This is a genomic window from Salipiger sp. D13 (genome assembly GCF_003703915.1).
GTDB lineage: Bacteria > Pseudomonadota > Alphaproteobacteria > Rhodobacterales > Rhodobacteraceae > Salipiger > Salipiger profundus.
In genome coordinates this window covers 1-17,236 of sequence record NZ_ML112595.1, presented here as the reverse complement: position 1 = coordinate 17,236, position 17,236 = coordinate 1, and the positions used below count along the sequence as shown (strand labels likewise).

General features: G+C 65.9%; 19 protein-coding genes, 1 tRNA gene and 1 pseudogene. 20 read left to right on the top strand and 1 reads right to left on the bottom strand.

Translation table 11 applies throughout. From position 1 onward, the window contains the following. Nucleotides 1-12: 12 nt before the first annotated feature. On the bottom strand, nucleotides 13-666 hold the full coding sequence (locus D6860_RS10825; RefSeq protein ID WP_017467417.1) for an alpha/beta hydrolase: 654 nt from the start codon (nucleotides 664-666) through the stop codon (nucleotides 13-15). A 165-nt stretch (nucleotides 667-831) separates the two neighbouring features. Here D6860_RS10825 and D6860_RS10820 point away from each other — a divergent pair, with 165 nt between their 5' ends. The 20 genes and pseudogenes from D6860_RS10820 (at nucleotide 832) to D6860_RS10720 (ending at nucleotide 17,038) form a co-directional block, all read left to right on the top strand. Continuing rightward, nucleotides 832-1,302, top strand: a complete 471-nt coding sequence (locus tag D6860_RS10820; protein ID WP_017467416.1) for a Fe-S cluster assembly transcriptional regulator IscR — start codon at nucleotides 832-834, stop codon at nucleotides 1,300-1,302. Between the two features lie 85 nt (nucleotides 1,303-1,387). Continuing rightward, nucleotides 1,388-2,431: a cysteine desulfurase family protein gene (locus D6860_RS10815; RefSeq protein ID WP_076625057.1), complete on the top strand. Its 1,044-nt coding sequence runs from the start codon at nucleotides 1,388-1,390 to the stop codon at nucleotides 2,429-2,431. A 265-nt stretch (nucleotides 2,432-2,696) separates the two neighbouring features. Beyond that, nucleotides 2,697-4,232: a Fe-S cluster assembly protein SufB gene (sufB, locus tag D6860_RS10810; RefSeq protein WP_076625056.1), complete on the top strand. Its 1,536-nt coding sequence runs from the start codon at nucleotides 2,697-2,699 to the stop codon at nucleotides 4,230-4,232. Nucleotides 4,233-4,278: 46 nt separating this feature from the next. Continuing rightward, a complete protein-coding gene (locus D6860_RS10805) occupies nucleotides 4,279-4,476 on the top strand; it encodes a hypothetical protein (RefSeq protein WP_076625055.1) in 198 nt (65 codons plus the stop codon). A 31-nt stretch (nucleotides 4,477-4,507) separates the two neighbouring features. Then, nucleotides 4,508-4,822: a heavy metal-binding domain-containing protein gene (locus tag D6860_RS10800; RefSeq protein ID WP_076625474.1), complete on the top strand. Its 315-nt coding sequence runs from the start codon at nucleotides 4,508-4,510 to the stop codon at nucleotides 4,820-4,822. Further along, entirely contained in the window at nucleotides 4,819-5,421 is a 603-nt protein-coding gene (locus tag D6860_RS10795) for a class I SAM-dependent methyltransferase (RefSeq protein WP_076625054.1), read from the top strand. Before D6860_RS10800 ends, D6860_RS10795 begins: the two co-directional genes overlap by 4 nt. Before the next feature lie 48 nt (nucleotides 5,422-5,469). After that, complete coding sequence (sufC, locus tag D6860_RS10790; RefSeq protein WP_076625473.1) at nucleotides 5,470-6,225, top strand: Fe-S cluster assembly ATPase SufC; 756 nt, start codon at nucleotides 5,470-5,472, stop codon at nucleotides 6,223-6,225. Beyond that, nucleotides 6,226-7,503 (top strand): Fe-S cluster assembly protein SufD, encoded by a 1,278-nt coding sequence (gene sufD / locus D6860_RS10785; RefSeq protein ID WP_076625053.1) that lies wholly within the window; start codon nucleotides 6,226-6,228, stop codon nucleotides 7,501-7,503. Further along, nucleotides 7,503-8,000 carry a YIP1 family protein gene (locus D6860_RS10780; RefSeq protein WP_076625052.1) on the top strand — a complete coding sequence of 166 codons (498 nt, stop codon included), beginning with the start codon at nucleotides 7,503-7,505 and terminating at the stop codon, nucleotides 7,998-8,000. The genes sufD and D6860_RS10780 overlap by 1 nt, the downstream gene beginning before the upstream one ends. Further along, nucleotides 7,997-8,578: a YIP1 family protein gene (locus D6860_RS10775; RefSeq protein WP_076625051.1), complete on the top strand. Its 582-nt coding sequence runs from the start codon at nucleotides 7,997-7,999 to the stop codon at nucleotides 8,576-8,578. Before D6860_RS10780 ends, D6860_RS10775 begins: the two co-directional genes overlap by 4 nt. After that, nucleotides 8,578-9,798 carry a cysteine desulfurase gene (locus tag D6860_RS10770; RefSeq protein WP_076625050.1) on the top strand — a complete coding sequence of 407 codons (1,221 nt, stop codon included), beginning with the start codon at nucleotides 8,578-8,580 and terminating at the stop codon, nucleotides 9,796-9,798. The genes D6860_RS10775 and D6860_RS10770 overlap by 1 nt, the downstream gene beginning before the upstream one ends. Before the next feature lie 117 nt (nucleotides 9,799-9,915). Continuing rightward, on the top strand, nucleotides 9,916-10,929 hold the full coding sequence (locus D6860_RS10765) for a methyltransferase (RefSeq protein ID WP_076625049.1): 1,014 nt from the start codon (nucleotides 9,916-9,918) through the stop codon (nucleotides 10,927-10,929). 262 nt (nucleotides 10,930-11,191) lie between these two features. Beyond that, nucleotides 11,192-11,268 (top strand) — tRNA-Arg (locus D6860_RS10755). Nucleotides 11,269-11,713: 445 nt separating this feature from the next. Next, a complete protein-coding gene (locus D6860_RS10750; RefSeq protein ID WP_076625048.1) occupies nucleotides 11,714-12,676 on the top strand; it encodes an ArdC family protein in 963 nt (320 codons plus the stop codon). Then, nucleotides 12,673-13,068 carry a DUF2958 domain-containing protein gene (locus D6860_RS10745; RefSeq protein WP_076625047.1) on the top strand — a complete coding sequence of 132 codons (396 nt, stop codon included), beginning with the start codon at nucleotides 12,673-12,675 and terminating at the stop codon, nucleotides 13,066-13,068. The genes D6860_RS10750 and D6860_RS10745 overlap by 4 nt, the downstream gene beginning before the upstream one ends. A gap of 110 nt (nucleotides 13,069-13,178) precedes the next feature. Continuing rightward, a pseudogene (locus D6860_RS10740) lies at nucleotides 13,179-13,582 on the top strand (RadC family protein); the annotation flags it as partial. Nucleotides 13,583-13,702: 120 nt separating this feature from the next. After that, nucleotides 13,703-13,813, top strand: coding sequence for a JAB domain-containing protein (locus D6860_RS25975; RefSeq protein ID WP_371683194.1), 111 nt, complete (start codon nucleotides 13,703-13,705; stop codon nucleotides 13,811-13,813). Nucleotides 13,814-13,929: 116 nt separating this feature from the next. Beyond that, nucleotides 13,930-16,056, top strand: a complete 2,127-nt coding sequence (locus D6860_RS10730; protein ID WP_076625045.1) for a ParB/RepB/Spo0J family partition protein — start codon at nucleotides 13,930-13,932, stop codon at nucleotides 16,054-16,056. A gap of 95 nt (nucleotides 16,057-16,151) precedes the next feature. Beyond that, entirely contained in the window at nucleotides 16,152-16,475 is a 324-nt protein-coding gene (locus D6860_RS10725) for a hypothetical protein (RefSeq protein WP_128549238.1), read from the top strand. Nucleotides 16,476-16,873: 398 nt separating this feature from the next. Beyond that, nucleotides 16,874-17,038 carry a hypothetical protein gene (locus D6860_RS10720; RefSeq protein WP_009573755.1) on the top strand — a complete coding sequence of 55 codons (165 nt, stop codon included), beginning with the start codon at nucleotides 16,874-16,876 and terminating at the stop codon, nucleotides 17,036-17,038. Nucleotides 17,039-17,236 lie beyond the last annotated feature (198 nt).

Below are 17,236 nucleotides of genomic sequence, written 5' to 3'. Positions count from 1 at the left end.
CGCGGTCCTTTCTCAGCGGGTGGTCTCCGTCAGGCGGCGCTTCACGTAGCCGGTCACGCTGCCGATCATGGTTTCCATGTGCGGCTCTTCGAAGAAGTGGCCGGAGCCCTCGACTTCCTCGTGCGTGATGGTGATGCCCTTCTGCTCCTTGAGCTTGTTCACCAGCGCCGTGGTCTCCGACGGCGGCGCGACCCGGTCGGCGCTGCCGTTGATGATCAGCCCGGACGAGGGGCAGGGGGCGAGGAACGAGAAGTCGTACATGTTGGCCGGCGGCGAGACCGAGACGAATCCGGTGATCTCGGGGCGGCGCATCAGCAGCTGCATGCCGATCCATGCACCGAAGGAGAACCCCGCGACCCAGCAGTGCTTGGAGTTGGAGTTCATCGACTGCAGGTAGTCGAGCGCCGAGGCGGCATCCGACAGCTCGCCGATGCCCTGATCGTATTCGCCCTGGCTGCGCCCGACGCCGCGGAAATTGAACCGCAGCACGGTGAAGCCCATGTTGTAGAAGGCATAATGCAGGTTGTAGACGACCTTGTTGTTCATCGTGCCGCCGAACTGCGGGTGCGGATGCAGGACGATCGCGATCGGCGCGTCGGTGTCTTTCTGGGGGTGGTAGCGGCCTTCGAGGCGGCCTTCGGGTCCGGGAAAAATGACCTCGGGCATAGGTGCAGTCAGCTCCTGTACGGGTCAACGTGAATTCTTGACGAAAATTCTCGGAGACCTTAGAACGTTTCTAAACCCGGCATCGGGCCGGGTCTGTCGCATTGCAGATAGGCAATCGCTCCGGCAAGGTCAATCGCCGGGGGCACGTGGTATGGGAGATGTGGCATGAAGCTCAGCACGAAGGGGCGCTACGCGATGGTGGCGCTGACGGACATCGCGTTGCAGCCCGAGGGCGACCTCGTGACGCTGGGCGACATCTCGAAGCGGCAGGACGTGAGCCTGCCCTATCTCGAGCAGCTGTTCGTCAAGCTGCGCCGCGCCGGGCTCGTCGAGTCGGTGCGCGGCCCGGGCGGCGGCTACCGGCTTGCGAAGCCCGCCTCGGAGATTCGCGTGGTCGACATCCTTGCCGCCGTCGACGAAACGGTGGACGCGATGCACAAGGGGGCGGGCGCGAGCGGCGGCACCTCGGGCAGCCGCGCGCAATCGCTCACCAACCGGCTGTGGCAGAGCCTGTCCGCGCATGTCTACGTCTTCCTGCACCAGACCCGGCTGTCGGACGTGGTCGACAACACGCTGGCGCCCTGTCCGGCGGTGCCGAACCTGTTCGCCGTGGTCGATGTCGTCGACGAGGCATGAGGGGGCGCTGCCCCCTCTTGGCCTGCGGCCAATTCACCCCCGAGGGTATTTGTGAACCAGAGAAGATGCTTGCGAAGGAGCCGGTTTGAAACGCGCCTATCTTGACTGGAACGCCACGGCGCCGCTGCGCCCGGAGGCGCGCGAGGCGATGATCGCGGCGATGGACGTGGTGGGTAACCCGTCCTCGGTCCACGCCGAGGGGCGCGCGGCCAAGGGGCTGATGGAACGGGCGCGGGCGCAGGTCGCGAGCGCGCTCGGGGCCGACGGGGCCGACGTGATCTTCGTGTCGGGGGCCACCGAGGCCGCGGCGCTGGCCTGTGCCGGGCGCGGGCTGCGCGCGGGGCCGGTGGAGCATGACGCGGTGGCCGCCTGGGTGGATCCGGTGCTGGGCGTCGATGCGGCGGGGCAGGTTTCGGTAGAGGTGCCGGGCGAGACCGCGCTGCAGGCGGCGAACTCGGAGACCGGGGTGATCCAGGATCTGCCGCAGGGGCTGGCGGTGGTCGATGCGACGCAGGCCTTCGGCAAGATCCCCTTTGCCTTCAGCTGGGCGGGCTGCACCGCGGCGCTTGTCTCGGCGCACAAGCTGGGCGGGCCCAAGGGAATCGGGGCGCTGGTGGTGAAGCGCGGCACCGACCTGCAGGCGCAGCTGAAGGGGGGCGGGCAGGAAATGGGGCGCCGTGCAGGCACCGAGAACATCATCGGCATCGCGGGCTTCGGCGCTGCCGCGGAGGCGGCGCAGCGCGATCTCGAGCAGGGTGTCTGGGACGAGGTCGAAAAACTTAGAAACGTTCTAGAGAATATCGTTGCAGATGGCGCCAGAGAGACTATTTTTGTCGGAAATGCGGCACGTCGTCTGCCGAACACCTCCTGCTTCGCGATGACGGGGTGGAAGGGCGAGACGCAGGTGATGCAGATGGATCTTGCCGGCTTCGCGGTCAGCGCCGGGTCGGCCTGCTCCAGCGGAAAACTGCGGCCGAGCGGGGTTCTGCAGGCCATGGGGCACGACGAGGAGACGGCGCGCAGCGCGATCCGCGTGAGCCTCGGCCCGACGGTGACGCGCGATGACGTGGAGCGGTTCGCCGCCGCCTGGTTGAAGCGCTGCGAGAAGCACCGCGGCCGGAGTGCGTGATCGGGCGTGCAGTGCCGCAAAAGGAACAACGCGCCGCGCAAGGCGTGAGGTTGCAAGCGCCGGCGCCCTGAACGGGAATGCGCCTCTGGCGCCGAGACTTTACCGCGCCGCTGGCGCAGGGATTTTGCCGCGCCTCAGGCGCTGGGACACTACCGCGCCCGTGGCGCTTGGACTTTGCCGCGCCTCTGGCGCGAGGACGGAACAAGGCACCTACCGGGTGCATCGATCGAGACGCACCCAAGGGTGCGATGACAGGAGAAAACGCATGGCAGCCTTCGACAACGTGACCGTCAAGGAAGGGGTCGAGAAAGAGACCGTGGATGCGGTCGAGGCCGTCTCGACCTACAAGTACGGCTGGGAAACCGATATCGAGATGGAATATGCCCCCAAGGGCATCGGCCCCGATATCGTCCGGCTCATCTCGGAGAAGAACGAAGAGCCGGAGTGGATGACCGAGTGGCGGCTCAAGGCCTACGAGCGCTGGACCAACATGGTCGAGCCGGACTGGGCGATGGTCGAGTACCCGGAGATCAACTTCCAGGAGCAGTACTACTACGCACGTCCCAAGAGCATGGAGACCAAGCCCAAGTCGCTGGACGAGGTCGACCCCAAGCTGCTCGCCACCTACGAGAAGCTCGGCATCCCGCTCAAGGAGCAGATGGTGCTGGCCGGCGTCGAGGGCGCCGAGGATGCCGCGCCCGCCGAGGCGCGCGAGGGCGAGCGCAAGGTTGCCGTGGACGCGGTCTTCGACTCCGTCTCCGTGGGCACGACCTTCCAGAAGGAACTGGAAAAGGCCGGCGTGATCTTCTGTTCGATCTCCGAGGCGATCCGCAACCACCCCGAGCTGGTGAAGAAATACCTCGGGTCGGTGGTGCCGATCTCGGACAACTTCTACGCCACGCTCAACAGCGCCGTGTTCTCGGACGGCTCGTTCGTCTACGTGCCGCCGGGCGTGCGCTGCCCGATGGAGCTGTCGACCTACTTCCGCATCAACGCCGAGAACACCGGCCAGTTCGAGCGGACGCTGATCATCGCCGACAAGGGCTCCTACGTGAGCTACCTCGAGGGCTGCACCGCGCCCAAGCGCGACACCGCGCAGCTGCACGCGGCCGTGGTCGAGATCATCGTCGAGGAAGACGCCGAGGTGAAATACTCCACGGTGCAGAACTGGTTCCCCGGCGACGAAGAGGGCAAGGGCGGCATCTACAACTTCGTCACCAAGCGCGCGGACTGCCGCGGCGACCGGGCGAAGGTGATGTGGACGCAGGTCGAGACCGGCTCGGCAGTGACGTGGAAATACCCGTCCTGCATCCTGCGCGGCAACGAGAGCCAGGGCGAGTTCTACTCGATCGCCATCGCCAACAACCACCAGCAGGCGGACACCGGCACCAAGATGATCCACCTCGGCAAGGACACCCGTTCGCGGATCGTGTCCAAGGGCATCTCGGCGGGGGTGGCGCAGAACACCTATCGCGGGCTCGTGTCGATGCACCCGAAGGCGAAGAACTCGCGCAACTACACCCAGTGCGACAGCTTGCTGATCGGCGACAAGTGCGGGGCGCACACGGTCCCGTATATCGAGGTGAAGAACAACTCGAGCCGCGTCGAGCACGAGGCGACGACCTCGAAGGTGGACGACGACCAGCTGTTCTACTGCCGTCAGCGCGGCATGGACGAGGAAGAGGCGGTTGCCCTCGTGGTCAACGGCTTCTGCAAGGAAGTGCTGCAGGCGCTGCCGATGGAGTTCGCCATGGAAGCGCAGGCGCTGGTCGCCATCTCGCTCGAAGGGTCCGTCGGCTGATGGACGTCACGGGTGGGCGGAGCGCCCATCCTACGGGAGACGTGGCATGATCCAGCAACTCGCGCTTCAGTCCGCCGGCGCCGGGGTTGGCGTGTTCCTCGGGCTGCTCATCGGTCTCACCCTGCGCAAGCGCAAGGGGCGGACCGAGGGCCTGCTCGGCAACTCGGTGATCCTGACGGCAAGCGCCGCGGGCGGGCTCGCACTCGTGGTGATGATGGCGATCAACTATTTCGCCAACGCGTGAGGACCTCATGGCAAACCCTTGGGAGAAGACGATGATCGTGACGACGACCAACACCATCGAAGGGCACAGGATCACCGCCTACAAGGGCGTGGTCGTGGGCGAGGCCATCATGGGCGCCAACGTGGTGCGCGATCTCTTCGCGCAGGTCACCGATATCGTCGGCGGTCGCTCGGGGGCCTACGAGCGCAAGCTGCAGGATGCGCGCGAGGTGGCCTTTCGCGAGCTTGAACAGCGCGCGCAGAACCTCGGCGGCAACGCCGTCGTGGGCGTCGACATCGACTACGAAGTCGTCGGGCAGTCGATGCTCATGGTTTCCGCCTCCGGCACGGCGGTGGTCATCGAGTGAGCCTTGCCGCGCCCATAACGCGCCCCGAGCTGACCCTGCCCGAGGCGGAGGCCGCGCTGCTGCGCGAGACCTACGACCGCGCCGGGGTCATCCTCGAGTACGGCTCGGGTGGCTCGACGGTGCTTGCCGCCGAGCAGCCGGGCAAGACCGTGCTCTCTGTCGAGAGCAGCCGGGACTGGGCGCGGATGATGCGCGACTGGTTTGCCGCGAACCCGCCCGCCAAGGGCAGCGCGGCGCATGTGATCTGGTCCGACATCGGGCCGACGAAAGAGTGGGGCCACCCTGTCGACGAGAGCGAATGGCGCCGCTGGCCGCGCTACCCGCTGGAGGTCTGGGAGCTCCCCGAGTTCCGCCAGCCCGACGTGGTGCTGGTCGACGGGCGGTTCCGGGTCGGCTGCGCCCTGGCCGCGGCCTTCCTGTCGGAGCAGCCGCTGACGCTGCTCTTCGACGACTACGGGCCGCGCGAGCACTATCACAAGGTCGAGCAGTTTCTCGGCCGACCGCAGATGACCGGGCGCATGGCCCGGTTCGAGATCACCCCGCAGCCGATCCCGCCGGGCCGGCTCCTGCGGATCATTCAATGGATGACGCGGCCCTGACCGCGGATGGAAAAGACCGGCCCCAGCGGCCGACAGGAGATGAAAAAGATGCTTGAGATCAAGAACCTGAAAGTGAAGCTCGAGGAAGAGGACAAGCAGATCCTCAAGGGTGTGGACCTGACCGTCGAGGCGGGCAAGGTGCATGCGATCATGGGGCCGAACGGCTCGGGCAAGTCGACCCTGTCCTACGTGCTTTCGGGCAAGGACGGCTACGAGGTCACTGACGGTTCCGCCGAGCTGCTGGGCGAGGACCTGCTCGACATGGATCCCGAAGAGCGCGCTGCAGCCGGCCTCTTTCTGGCGTTCCAGTACCCGATCGAGATCCCGGGCGTCGGCAACATGACCTTCCTCCGCACCGCGGTGAACAGCCAGCGCAAGGCGCGCGGCGAGGAAGAGATGTCCTCGACCGACTTCCTCAAGGAGATCCGCGCCAAGGCGAAGGAGCTCAAGATCGACGCCGAGATGCTCAAGCGCCCGGTGAACGTCGGCTTCTCCGGCGGTGAGAAGAAGCGCAACGAGATCCTGCAGATGGCGATGCTCGAGCCCAAGCTCTGCATCCTCGACGAGACCGACTCGGGTCTCGACGTGGACGCGATGAAGCTGGTCGCGGACGGGGTGAACGCGCTGCGCACCGAGGGCCGCGGCTTCCTCGTCATCACGCACTACCAGCGGCTTCTCGACCACATCAAGCCGGACGTGGTGCACATCATGCACGATGGCCGCATCATCAAGACCGGTGGCCCCGAGCTGGCGCTCGAAGTCGAGAACGAAGGCTACTCCCACCTGATCGAGGAGGAAGCGTAAATGGCACTTCCCCAACCGAAATACGACGCGACCGAGGCGCGGCTCGCGGCGCTCGACCTGCCCGAAGGCGGCTGGTCGGCGGCGTCGCGCAAGGCGGCCGTGGCGCGGGTGCGCGCCATGGGCCTGCCCGGTGCGCGCGATGAGTACTGGAAATACACGAGGCCCCAGACGCTGGTTTCGGCCGAGGCGCCCAAGGCCGCGGTCTTCGACTCCGGCGAGACGCCGGTGTTCGACGAGGTCGACCGGCTCAAGGTGGTCTTCGTCGACGGTGTCTTCGACGCCGAGGCCTCGGACGACCTGTCGCTCGAGGGGGTCGAGATCGCGCGTCTTGCCGACAGCGCCGACATCCACTGGGCGCAGGATCTCTACGGCAAGCTGGAAGAGGCGGGCCAGACCCCGGTCGAGCGTCCGCTCGCCGCGCTCAACACCGCCTTTGCCACCGACGGCCTGCTGCTGCGGGTGACCGGCAAGGTCTCGAAGCCGATCAACCTGATCTACCTGCACCGCTCCGAGACCTCGGACGTGATGCTGCACCACGTGGTGAAGGTCGAAGAGGGCGGTGACGTCACCATCCTCGAGAACGGCCCCGCCGCCGCGCGGTTCAACAAGGTGATGGAGGTCGAGGTCGCCGACCGTGCGGGCTTCCACCACGTCCGCGCGCAGGGCCGCGATCACGAGCGCCGCGCCGCGACGCATATCTTCGCGCGCCTTGGCGAAGAAAGCACCTTCAAGACCTTCACGCTCACCGTGAACGGCGTGATGACCCGCAACGAATGCGTGGTCGAGCTGACCGGCGACAACGCCGTGGCCCACGTTGCCGGCGCCTGCATGGGCGATGGCGACTTCCACCACGACGACACGGTGTTCATCACCCATGACGCGGTGAACTGCGAAAGCCGCCAGGTGTTCAAGAAGGTGCTGCGCAACGGCGCGACCGGCGTGTTCCAGGGCAAGATCCTGGTGAAGCCCGACGCCCAGCAGACCGACGGCTACCAGATCTCGCAGTCGCTGCTGCTCGACGACGACAGCCAGTTCCTCGCCAAGCCGGAGCTCGAGATCTACGCCGACGACGTGGCCTGCTCGCACGGTTCCACCTCGGGTGCGATCGACGAGGACGGGCTGTTCTACCTGCGCGCCCGCGGCCTGCCGCGCGGCATCGCCGAGGACCTGCTGACCATCGCCTTCATCGCGGAAGCGGTGCAGGAGGTCGAGGACGAGGCCCTGCAGGAGCTCATCGTCGCCCGCGTCGAGGCCTGGCTGCTGCGGCGTCGCGGCTGATGTCGCTCTCGCGCGAGATCCTGGCCACCTACCGGGGGCCGGGCGCCGTTGTTGCGCGCCTGCTGTCGCAGGGGCAGCGCGAGGACCGGGCGCTGATGCTCGTCATGGCAGCCTGCGCGTTGTTCTTCATCGCGCAGATGCCGGCGCTCGCGCGGGATGCCTACATCGGTGGCGTCGATCTGAACCCGATGCTCGGCGGCGCGCTGCTGGCATGGCTGGTGATCGCGCCGCTGATGTTCTACCTCATCGCCTTCGTCACCTTCCTGGTGGCGAAGGTCTTCCGTTCCCGGATCACCGCCTACGGCGCGCGATTCGCGCTGTTCTGGGCGCTGCTTGCCGCGTCTCCGCTGGTGCTGCTGAACGGGCTCGTCGCGGGCTTCCTCGGGGCGGGTCTTCAGCTGACGCTGGTCGGGTTGCTGTGGTTCGCGGTGTTCCTGTGGTTCTGGATCGCCGGGTTCGACGCCGCGCGCAGGCAGGTGGCGGAGGTGCCGGCATGAGCCCCGCGGGTTTCCTGCGCCTGGCCTGGCAGACCGTCGTGGCCCCGAGGCAGGTGGCGCAGCTGCTGCTGTCGCTACGCCTGGGCCACGAGGCGATCCTGACCGCACTCGCGCTTGTCGTGACGTTGAACGCCCTGGCGATCGGCGCGATGCAGGCGGCGATGCCCGGCAGCGCGTCGCTGCCCTTCGTGATGAGCCCGATGGTCACCGTCGCGCTGGTGGCGGCAATGCTGACTGCCTCGATCTTCCTGATGACATGGGCAGGGCGGCTCTTCGGCGGCCATGCCCGCACCGAGGACATCGCGCTGCTGCTGACCTGGCTGCAGGCGCTGAGGCTCCTGGGGCAGGTGATCGTGGCCTTCGCCACGGTCGTCTCGGGGGCGCTGGCGTCGCTCGTGGTGATCGCGGCGCTGCTGATCGGGATCTGGATCCTGATCAACTTTCTCGATGTCGCGCATGGCTTCGGTAACCCTTTCAAGGCACTGATGGTGCTGATCCTCGGCTCCGTGGCCCTTGTCCTTGGGCTGAGCTTCCTCTTTACCCTTGTGGGCATTGGCCCCAACGCGATGGCGATCTGATGTATGACGTTTCCGAAATCCGCCGCGACTTTCCCATCCTCTCGCGCGAGGTGAACGGCAAGCCGCTGGTCTATCTCGACAACGGCGCCTCGGCGCAGAAGCCGCAATGCGTGATCGACGCGGTGACGCGCGGTTACGCCGAGGAATACGCCAACGTCCACCGTGGCCTGCACTACCTGTCGAACCTCGCCACCGAGAAATACGAGGGCGTGCGCGGCACCGTCGCACGGTTCCTCGGCGCGAGCGACGAGGAAGAGATCGTCTTCACCAGCGGCACCACCGAGGGCATCAACCTTGTCGCCTACGGCTGGGCGATGCCGCGCTTCGAGCCCGGCGACGAGATCGTGCTGTCGGTGATGGAGCATCACGCCAACATCGTGCCGTGGCATTTCCTGCGCGAACGGCAGGGCGTGGTCATCAAGTGGGTCGACGTCGACGCAACCGGCGCGCTCGATCCGCAGAAGGTCATCGACGCGATCGGCCCCCGGACCAAGCTCGTCGCCATCACGCATCTGTCGAACGTGCTGGGCACGGCGGTGGACGTGAAGACGATCTGCGCCGCCGCCCGGGCCCGCGACGTGGCCGTTCTGGTCGACGGCAGCCAGGGCGCAGTGCACATGCCGGTCGACGTCGAGGACATCGGCTGCGATTTCTACGCCATCACCGGCCACAAGCTCTACGGCCCCTCGGGGTCGGGCGCGATCTACATCCGCCGAGAGCGGATGGACGAGATGCGGCCCTTCCTCGGGGGTGGCGACATGATCCGCGAGGTCCACAAGGACAGCGTCACCTACGCCGACCCGCCGATGAAGTTCGAGGCCGGCACCCCCGGCATCGTCCAGCAGATCGGTCTCGGAGTCGCGCTCGAGTACCTGATGGACCTCGGGATGGAGAACGTGGCCGCGCATGAGGCGGGGCTCGCCTCCTACGCCAAGGCGCGGCTGAACGGGCTGAACTGGTTGCAGGTGCAGGGCCACGCGCCCGGCAAGGCGGCGATCTTCTCCTTCACGCTCGAAGGCGCGGCCCATGCGCATGACATCTCGACCATCCTCGACAAGAAGGGCGTGGCGGTGCGCGCAGGCCACCACTGCGCCGGTCCGCTGATGGATCACCTGGGCGTTTCGGCGACCTGCCGCGCCTCCTTCGGTCTCTACAACACCGAGGACGAGGTCGACGCGCTGGTCGACGCGCTGGAACTGGCACACGAGCTTTTTGCCTGAGCTTTTGGCCGGCGGAGCCTGAAACCGACATTTCCCTGTCGGTTTCGGCCTGCCGGCTGGACTCTCTCCGACCCCCTGTTAGCCTCTCCGCAACCGTTCACGACTTGGAGAGAATGCATGGGTCCGCTCACGGAAGCCGACGAAATCTCGAAAATCGCCTTCGGGTTCATGGGGTCGCAGGCGCTGTTCACGGCGCTCGATCAGCAGGTCTTCACGCATCTTGCCGACGGTGCGCTCAGCGCCGAGGAGATGGCGGAACGGACCGACCTCCACCGCGACCGTGCGGAAACGCTGCTCACCGCGCTGGCGGGCATGGGGCTCGTCACCGTCGACGACGGCCGCTTCTCGAACTCTCCCGCAGCCGAGGCCTTCCTGGTGAAGGGCGCGAAATACGATTTCGGCGACTACATCCGGCTGCAGGTGGGCAAGCAGATGTACGGCCTCATGGGCCAGCTCGGCGGCGCGGTGTCGGGCACGCTGAGCGAGGAAGAGACCGGCTCCTACGAGCAGTGGTTCTCGGACCCGGAAGAGGCGCGGCTCTACTCGGAAAGCCAGCATGCCGGCTCGCACGGTCCCGCAAGGCAGATGACCCGGCGGGTGGACCTGTCAGGCGCCAAGACGCTGCTTGACGTGGGCGGCGGCACCGGCGCCTATGCGATCACCTTCTGCAACGCCTTTCCGGACCTGACGGCGACCATCGTCGATTTCCCCAACGTCGCGGCACTGGGGCGCAGCTACGTCGATGAGGCGAAGCTCTCGGACCGGATTTCCTACGTCGAGGGCAACGCGCTCGAGACCGAATGGCCGGGCGGGCAGGACGTGATCCTGATGTCCTACCTGTTCTCGGGCGTGCCGGGCGAGACCCACGAAGGGCTGATGAAACATGGCTTCGACTGCCTCGCGCCGGGGGGCACGCTGCTGATCCACGATTTCATGGTTCACGCCGACCGGAGCGGCCCGGCGCTGGCTGCGCTCTGGCAGCTCCAGCACACTGCTTTCACCCCCGAGGCCCGATCCGTCGACGCCGAGGGACTGGCCACGGAACTCGCCGACGCCGGTTTCACCGACGTGACCGTGGATCCGATGATCCCCGAGATGACCATGCTCGCGGTGGCCAAGCGCCCAGCCTGAGAAAAGCGTCGCAAGGAAAGCGCCGGCAAGGGAGAATTCCTGATTGCGGGCGCTTTCGCTTTGCCGTATGACCCCGCCCACAGGCACCCGTAGCTCAGCTGGATAGAGCGCTGCCCTCCGAAGGCGGTAGTCAAGTCCGGCGAAAGTTGAGGGTGCTCGGAAAAGGTAATGATTTAACAATGGCTTGAGCGAATATCGGGTTCGTTCTTCAAGAAGCCAAAAAACTCGCGTAAGCATGACGTAAGCACATCGCGAACGGTATGCACCCGTAGCTCAGCTGGATAGAGCGCCGCCCTCCGAAGGCGGAGGCCACAGGTTCGAATCCTGTCGGGTGCACCATTTTTCCCATGAAAGTCAAAATGTTATAAATTCCCTCTTTTTGAGAGATGTTGCTTACGCGGCGAATCCACGTAAGCAAAGAGGCTCATTTATCTTTCTATAACAATATCTTGGATCTGATCCTGCTTCGCCTCGACCTCCGACGAATCCCTTGGCCACCAGCGCGTTCGCGATGCCGGGCTGCACGCCTCAGCGCATCGTGTGATCTTCGACTGAAAGCTGCAGGAAGACGTCAGCCATAGGCCGCCCTTGTGAGGCTCCGCGCACGTAACGAGGTCAGATATGGGGGAAGCCTTCCCCCTGGTCGGCACTGGCGTTGCCGACAAACCCCCTTCTGCGGGGAGGCCCCGCAACGCCCCCTGAGAGTGAGAGTGCGGGCGGGTTTTCCGTGACGGGTTGAGGGCTGGAGGAGAGGCCTCCGGCGCCCGTCGCGGAGATCATCCCGATGACCAGAGAGCATCGCGCAGCCGGCAAGAGCGGTCCGCGCACGAACCTTTATGACGACATTACCGACAAGATCATCGCCGAGCTGGAGGACGGCCGGCTGCCCTGGGTCCAGCCCTGGGGGACAGCGGCGGTGCAGGCGCCGCTCGCCATGCCGCGCAACGCCAGCACGGGTCGGCAGTATTCCGGGATCAATGTCCTGATCCTCTGGGGCGCCGTGATCCAGCAGGGCTATCCAACCCAGCACTGGCTGACTTTCCGCCAGGCGTTGTCGCTCGGCGGCAATGTCCGCAAGGGCGAGCGGGGCACGACCGTCGTCTATGCCGACCGCTTCACGCCTGACGACGAGAAGCGCCGTGCTCGGGAGACCGGGGAGGACGCAAACAGCATCCCGTTCCTGAAGCGCTTCACCGTGTTCAACGCGGCGCAATGCGAGGGTCTGCCCGACGACATTGCCGTCGAGGCGCCGCCACCGCCGCCCGGGCTGATCGAGCCGCGGGTCGAGGCATTGATCGCGGCGTCCGGTATCGACTTCCGGATCGGTGGCAACCGCGCCTTCTATGTTCCCGCGCTCGATTACGTGCAGGTGCCGCCTCCGCAGGCCTATTTCGAGCCGATCAACTGGCACCGGACCGCCCTGCACGAGATGGGACATGCCACGGGGCACAGCTCGCGTCTGGCTCGGGATTTCTCAGGTAGTTTCGGCACGAAAAAATACGCCTTTGAGGAGCTGATCGCCGAGATTTCGAGCGCGTTCTGTTGCGCCTCGCTCGGGATCGTCCCGACTGTGCGCCACGCCGATTACATCGGCTCCTGGCTGGAGGTGATGCGCGAGGATTCCCGCGCGATCGTCCGCGCCGCCTCGCAGGCCAGCAAGGCGGCCGACTGGCTGCTGGCCCATCTGCCCGACGACAGCACCGATGTTGAGCGGCAGACCCCGACGGAAGGGAGGGCCGCGGCATGATCCTCCTGACCGACACACAGCGTGACCGTTTGCTGGCGAATGGCCGCGATCGCGATCAGGATCACATTCCGGTCGTGAAGTTCTTCAATCCCTTCGGCGCCGGTGTCTGGCTCGCGACCGAGCTCGACGAGGACGGCGACATCATGTTTGGCCTGGCCGATATTGGCTACCCCGAACTTGGCTCATGGAGCCTCAACGAACTGCGCTCCATTCGGCTGCCCTTCGGCATGGGTATCGAGCGGGATCTGCTGTTCACGGGGGATTTCCCGATCTCGGTCTGGGCCGAGGCCGCCCGCGAGGCCAGCAGCATTCGCGATGCTGAGCGGCTGCTTTATCGCTCGGGCCGTCTGCCAGGCGGGACACGTGTCGACACGGAGTCCCCGCGTTCCTGAGGGGTTCTGCAGGTTCCGCGCCGTGCTCTTCGCTGGAAGAGGGCGGCGCTTCTCCTCGTGACGCGGTGAAAGTTCGGCGCCCGGCCGGCTGCCCGTCGGAGAACAGCGCCATGACACGAAACACGAGAACATCCGCCATCGAAGCACAGCCGCTCCGGTTCTCCGCCCAGGAGCAGGCCGTGGTCTACGAGGCCCGGCAGATCCTGCTGCGCCACCTCAACCAGAACCCTGTCCTGTCGTCATGGCAGGCGGTGCTCGACTACTGCGCCCTCACCATCAGGGGCGATGTGGAGCGCTTCCATGTCCTCTATCTCGACCGGAGGAACCGGCTGATCTCAGACGAATGCCTGGCCATCGGCACGGTCGATCATGTCCCGGTCTAGCCCCGGGAGGTGCTGCGGCGATGCCTGGCGCTCAATGCCTCGGCGCTGATCATCGTCCATAATCATCCGGCCGGCGATCCCGAGCCCTCGTCCGCCGACCTCGCAATGACAAAAGAAATCCGGAACGCCTGNATGTCCCGGTCTATCCCCGGGAGGTGCTGCGGCGATGCCTGGCGCTCAATGCCTCGGCGCTGATCATCGTCCATAATCATCCGGCCGGCGATCCCGAGCCCTCGTCCGCCGACCTCGCAATGACAAAAGAAATCCGGAACGCCTGTGCGTCCCTGGGGGTGATACTGCACGACCACATCATCACCGGGGCTGGCCGGGAGACCAGCCTGCGCGCCCGCGGCGAGCTCTGATGGGTCTGCGCGTTCATCTGCGGCTCGGCCATGAGAGGGAAAGGAGGGTGGGGGTTTCGTGACGGGCTGGTTGCCGGAGAGAGAGGCTCCCCGGCGTCCGTCATGGAGACCCTGACATGGCCACTGCCACGCAGAAGATCACCCTGTCGTCCTCGCGCGACATCCCCTTCAACAAGCTGGTGCTCAGCCAGTCCAACGTCCGGCGCGTGAAAGCCGGTATCTCGGTCGAGGAACTGGCCGAGTCCATCGCCCGCCGGGGGTTGATCCAGTCCCTGCATGTCCGGCCCGAGCTCGACGCGGAGGGCAAGGAGACCGGCCTCTTCGAGGTGCCGGCTGGTGGCCGCCGTTACCGGGCGCTGGAGCTGCTGGTGAAGCAGAAGCGCCTTAACAAGACCGCGCCGGTGCCCTGTGTCGTCTCGGACGCCGGAGACGACATCCTGATCGACGAGGTGTCTCTGGCGGAGAACATCGAGCGCGCGCCGCTGCATCCGCTCGACCAGTTCCGCGCCTTCCAGGTCCTTCGCGAGAAGGGAATGAGCGAGGAGGAAATCGCCGCCGCCTTTTTCGTCGACGCCAGGGTGGTGAAGCAACGTCTGCGCCTGGTTTCGGTCTCGCCGGCACTGCTCGAGACCTATGCGGAGGACGGCATGACGCTGGAACAGCTCATGGCCTTCACAATCTCCGACGACCATGCCCGGCAGGAACAGGTCTGGGCGGCGATCAAGGACAGCTGGCAGAAGGAGCCTTACACGATCCGGCGTATGCTGACCGAGACCACGGTGCGGGCCTCCGACAAGCGGGCTATCTTCGTCGGCATTGAGGCCTATGAGGCGGCGGGCGGCTATGTGCTGCGCGATCTCTTCCAGCAGGACGATGGCGGCTGGCTCCAGGACCCGGTGCTGCTCGACCGGCTGGCCGGCGAGAAGCTGAAGGCCGAGGCAGAAACCATCGCCGCCGAGGGCTGGAAGTGGATCGAGGTCGCCGTGGACTTCCCCTATGGCCATACCAGCGGCATGCGCCGTCTGGTCGGCACCACCATCGACCTGACCGACCAGGAGCGTGCCGAGCGCGAAAAGCTCCGCGACGAGTTCGACGCGTTGGAGGCGCAATATGCCGAGGCCGACGAACTGCCCGACGAGGTGGACTCGCGGCTCCGCGAGATCGAAGAGGCGCTGGAGGCCTTCGAGGCCCGGCCGATGCGCTATGACGCCGACCAGATGGCCCGTGCAGGTGTCTTCGTCAGCATCCGCCACGACGGCCAGCTCTCCGTCGAGCGCGGCTATGTCCGTGCCGACGACGAGGCGATGGAAGGTCAGGAAGGGCAGGGTGCTGATGGGTGTTCTCCCGAGGGAGGCGAGTCCGGTGGTGTGCAGCGCGCGGTCATCATGGTGGGTGGCACGGCGACCGAACCCGAGGAGGACGATGAGGTCGAATCGATCCGGCCGCTGCCCGACCGCCTGGTCAGCGAGCTGACCGCGCATCGCACGCTGGCGCTCCGCGATGCCGTGGCGGCGAACCCGCATGTCGCCATGACGGCGCTGCTGCATCGGCTGGTCACCGATTTCTTCCTGCCGCATTCCACCAGGGGGTGTCTGGAGGCCCATGTCCGGGAGGTTCATTTCCCGGCGCAAGCCGACGACATCGGCGAAAGCGTCTCGGCGCGCGCCATCGCCGAGCGGCACGAACACTGGGGCGATCACATCCCTGCCGACGATGCTGCGCTTTGGGACTGGCTCTCCGGTCAGGACGACGACACCCGGATGGAGTTGCTCGCCCATTGCGTCAGTTTCGGCGTCAACGCCTTGCACGAGAAGCCCAACCCCTATGGCGGCATGGGCGTCAGCCAGCACGGGCTCGATGTGCGCCTGTCCCAGGCCGACCGGCTGGCGCGGGCAACGGGCCTCGACATGGTGGCGGTGGGCTGGCGGCCGACCGTCGGCAACTATCTCGGCCGCGTGACCAAGCCGCGGATCATCGAGGCGGTGCGCGAAGGCGCCGGCGAACGGGCGGCGCAGCTCATCGACCATCTGAAGAAGGGCGACATGGCCATGGAGGCCGAGCGCCTGCTGGCTGAAACCGGCTGGTTGCCGGAGCCGCTGCGCATGGTAGATCGCGATGCCGATATCGCGATGGATGCCGGGGGCGACACGGAGGCGGATAATCTGCCTGAATTCCTTACCGGCGATGGCGAGGATGAAGAAGGCGCGGAGGACGAGGAGCAGTCGATGGTCGCTGCCGAATGATCCTCAGGTGGGGCGGCGTTCGCTGCCCCGCCACATCCCTTCCTTTCCCACTTCGCCCGGTCCTCGTGACCGGGCTTTTTCTTTGGAGAACCCTGATGTCTGCAACGATCGATATCGACCGAATATTCCATGAAAACCGCGCCAGTCCGCCATCCGAGCGCACGCTGCCCTGGGAGGAAACCTGCGACGGCATCGCCGTAGTGGTGGAGCCGAAGCCGCATTGGGCGGACGACATGCGCGCCTTCCGTCTCGAAGCCCGCGAATATTGCCGCTATGCCGATTGGACCGCGAATGGCGGTCATGCCCGGTTCTACGGTCATATCGACACCAGCGGTGACTACGTGATGATGAAAGCGCGCGCCATGATCGCCCGCGAGATCGCCGATGGGCTCTGGGACTTCAGGCCCGTCCACGTCTGAAGATAGCCACCGCGGTCGTCGTGTCGTCGGCCTGTATGGCACCAATTCCAGCTTCACCACGGTGCCGCTCATCATGTTCGGCATCGGTTTCCGCCCCGTCCTCGAACACACTCCTGATGCCAGCGTGGCGGCAAGGGCTGGCAGGGCGAAACATCTGCAGTGGGGGGCTCCGGCACCTGTCGGATGCAAGACACCACCCCCGCTTCCATTCGCTAACCTTGGTCTGATCCGTCTCTTTGACATTCAACCCCGGAGGGGTCGGCTTACGCAGACGTGCCGCCCTCGGGGATTCGGAAAAAGTCCGAACGCCCGAGGGTGAGTGCAGATCCGGTCAGACACGTCGGGCGCCTGTCGCGCGGGGGATGGTCCCCCGCCTCCAGAGACAGGAGCCAATCCCGATGTCCTATGCAGATGCCACCGCTTTCGCCGCCAGCCTCGCCACCACTCTGATGGTCGTGATCGTCGTGTTCCAGGCCGGGGATGGAACCCACGGCGCCATGCCGGCCGACGAATTCGATGGCGATGAGGACATGGTGAAGCTGGAACTGGATCCATGGGAGTAAGGCGCGAAAGCGCCTCATCCCCGACGGCCCGAGCGCGGTAGCCCGCGCTTCGGGCCTTCAGCCTTGCGATGATCCCCATCGTCGGTAGCGGAACCGGGAACAAGCCCGGTCAGAGAGGAAGAGTGCGGGCTTTTCGGCCGTGACGGGTTGAGGGCTGGAGAGGGAGGCTCACCGGCGCCCGTCATGGAGTGATCCCGA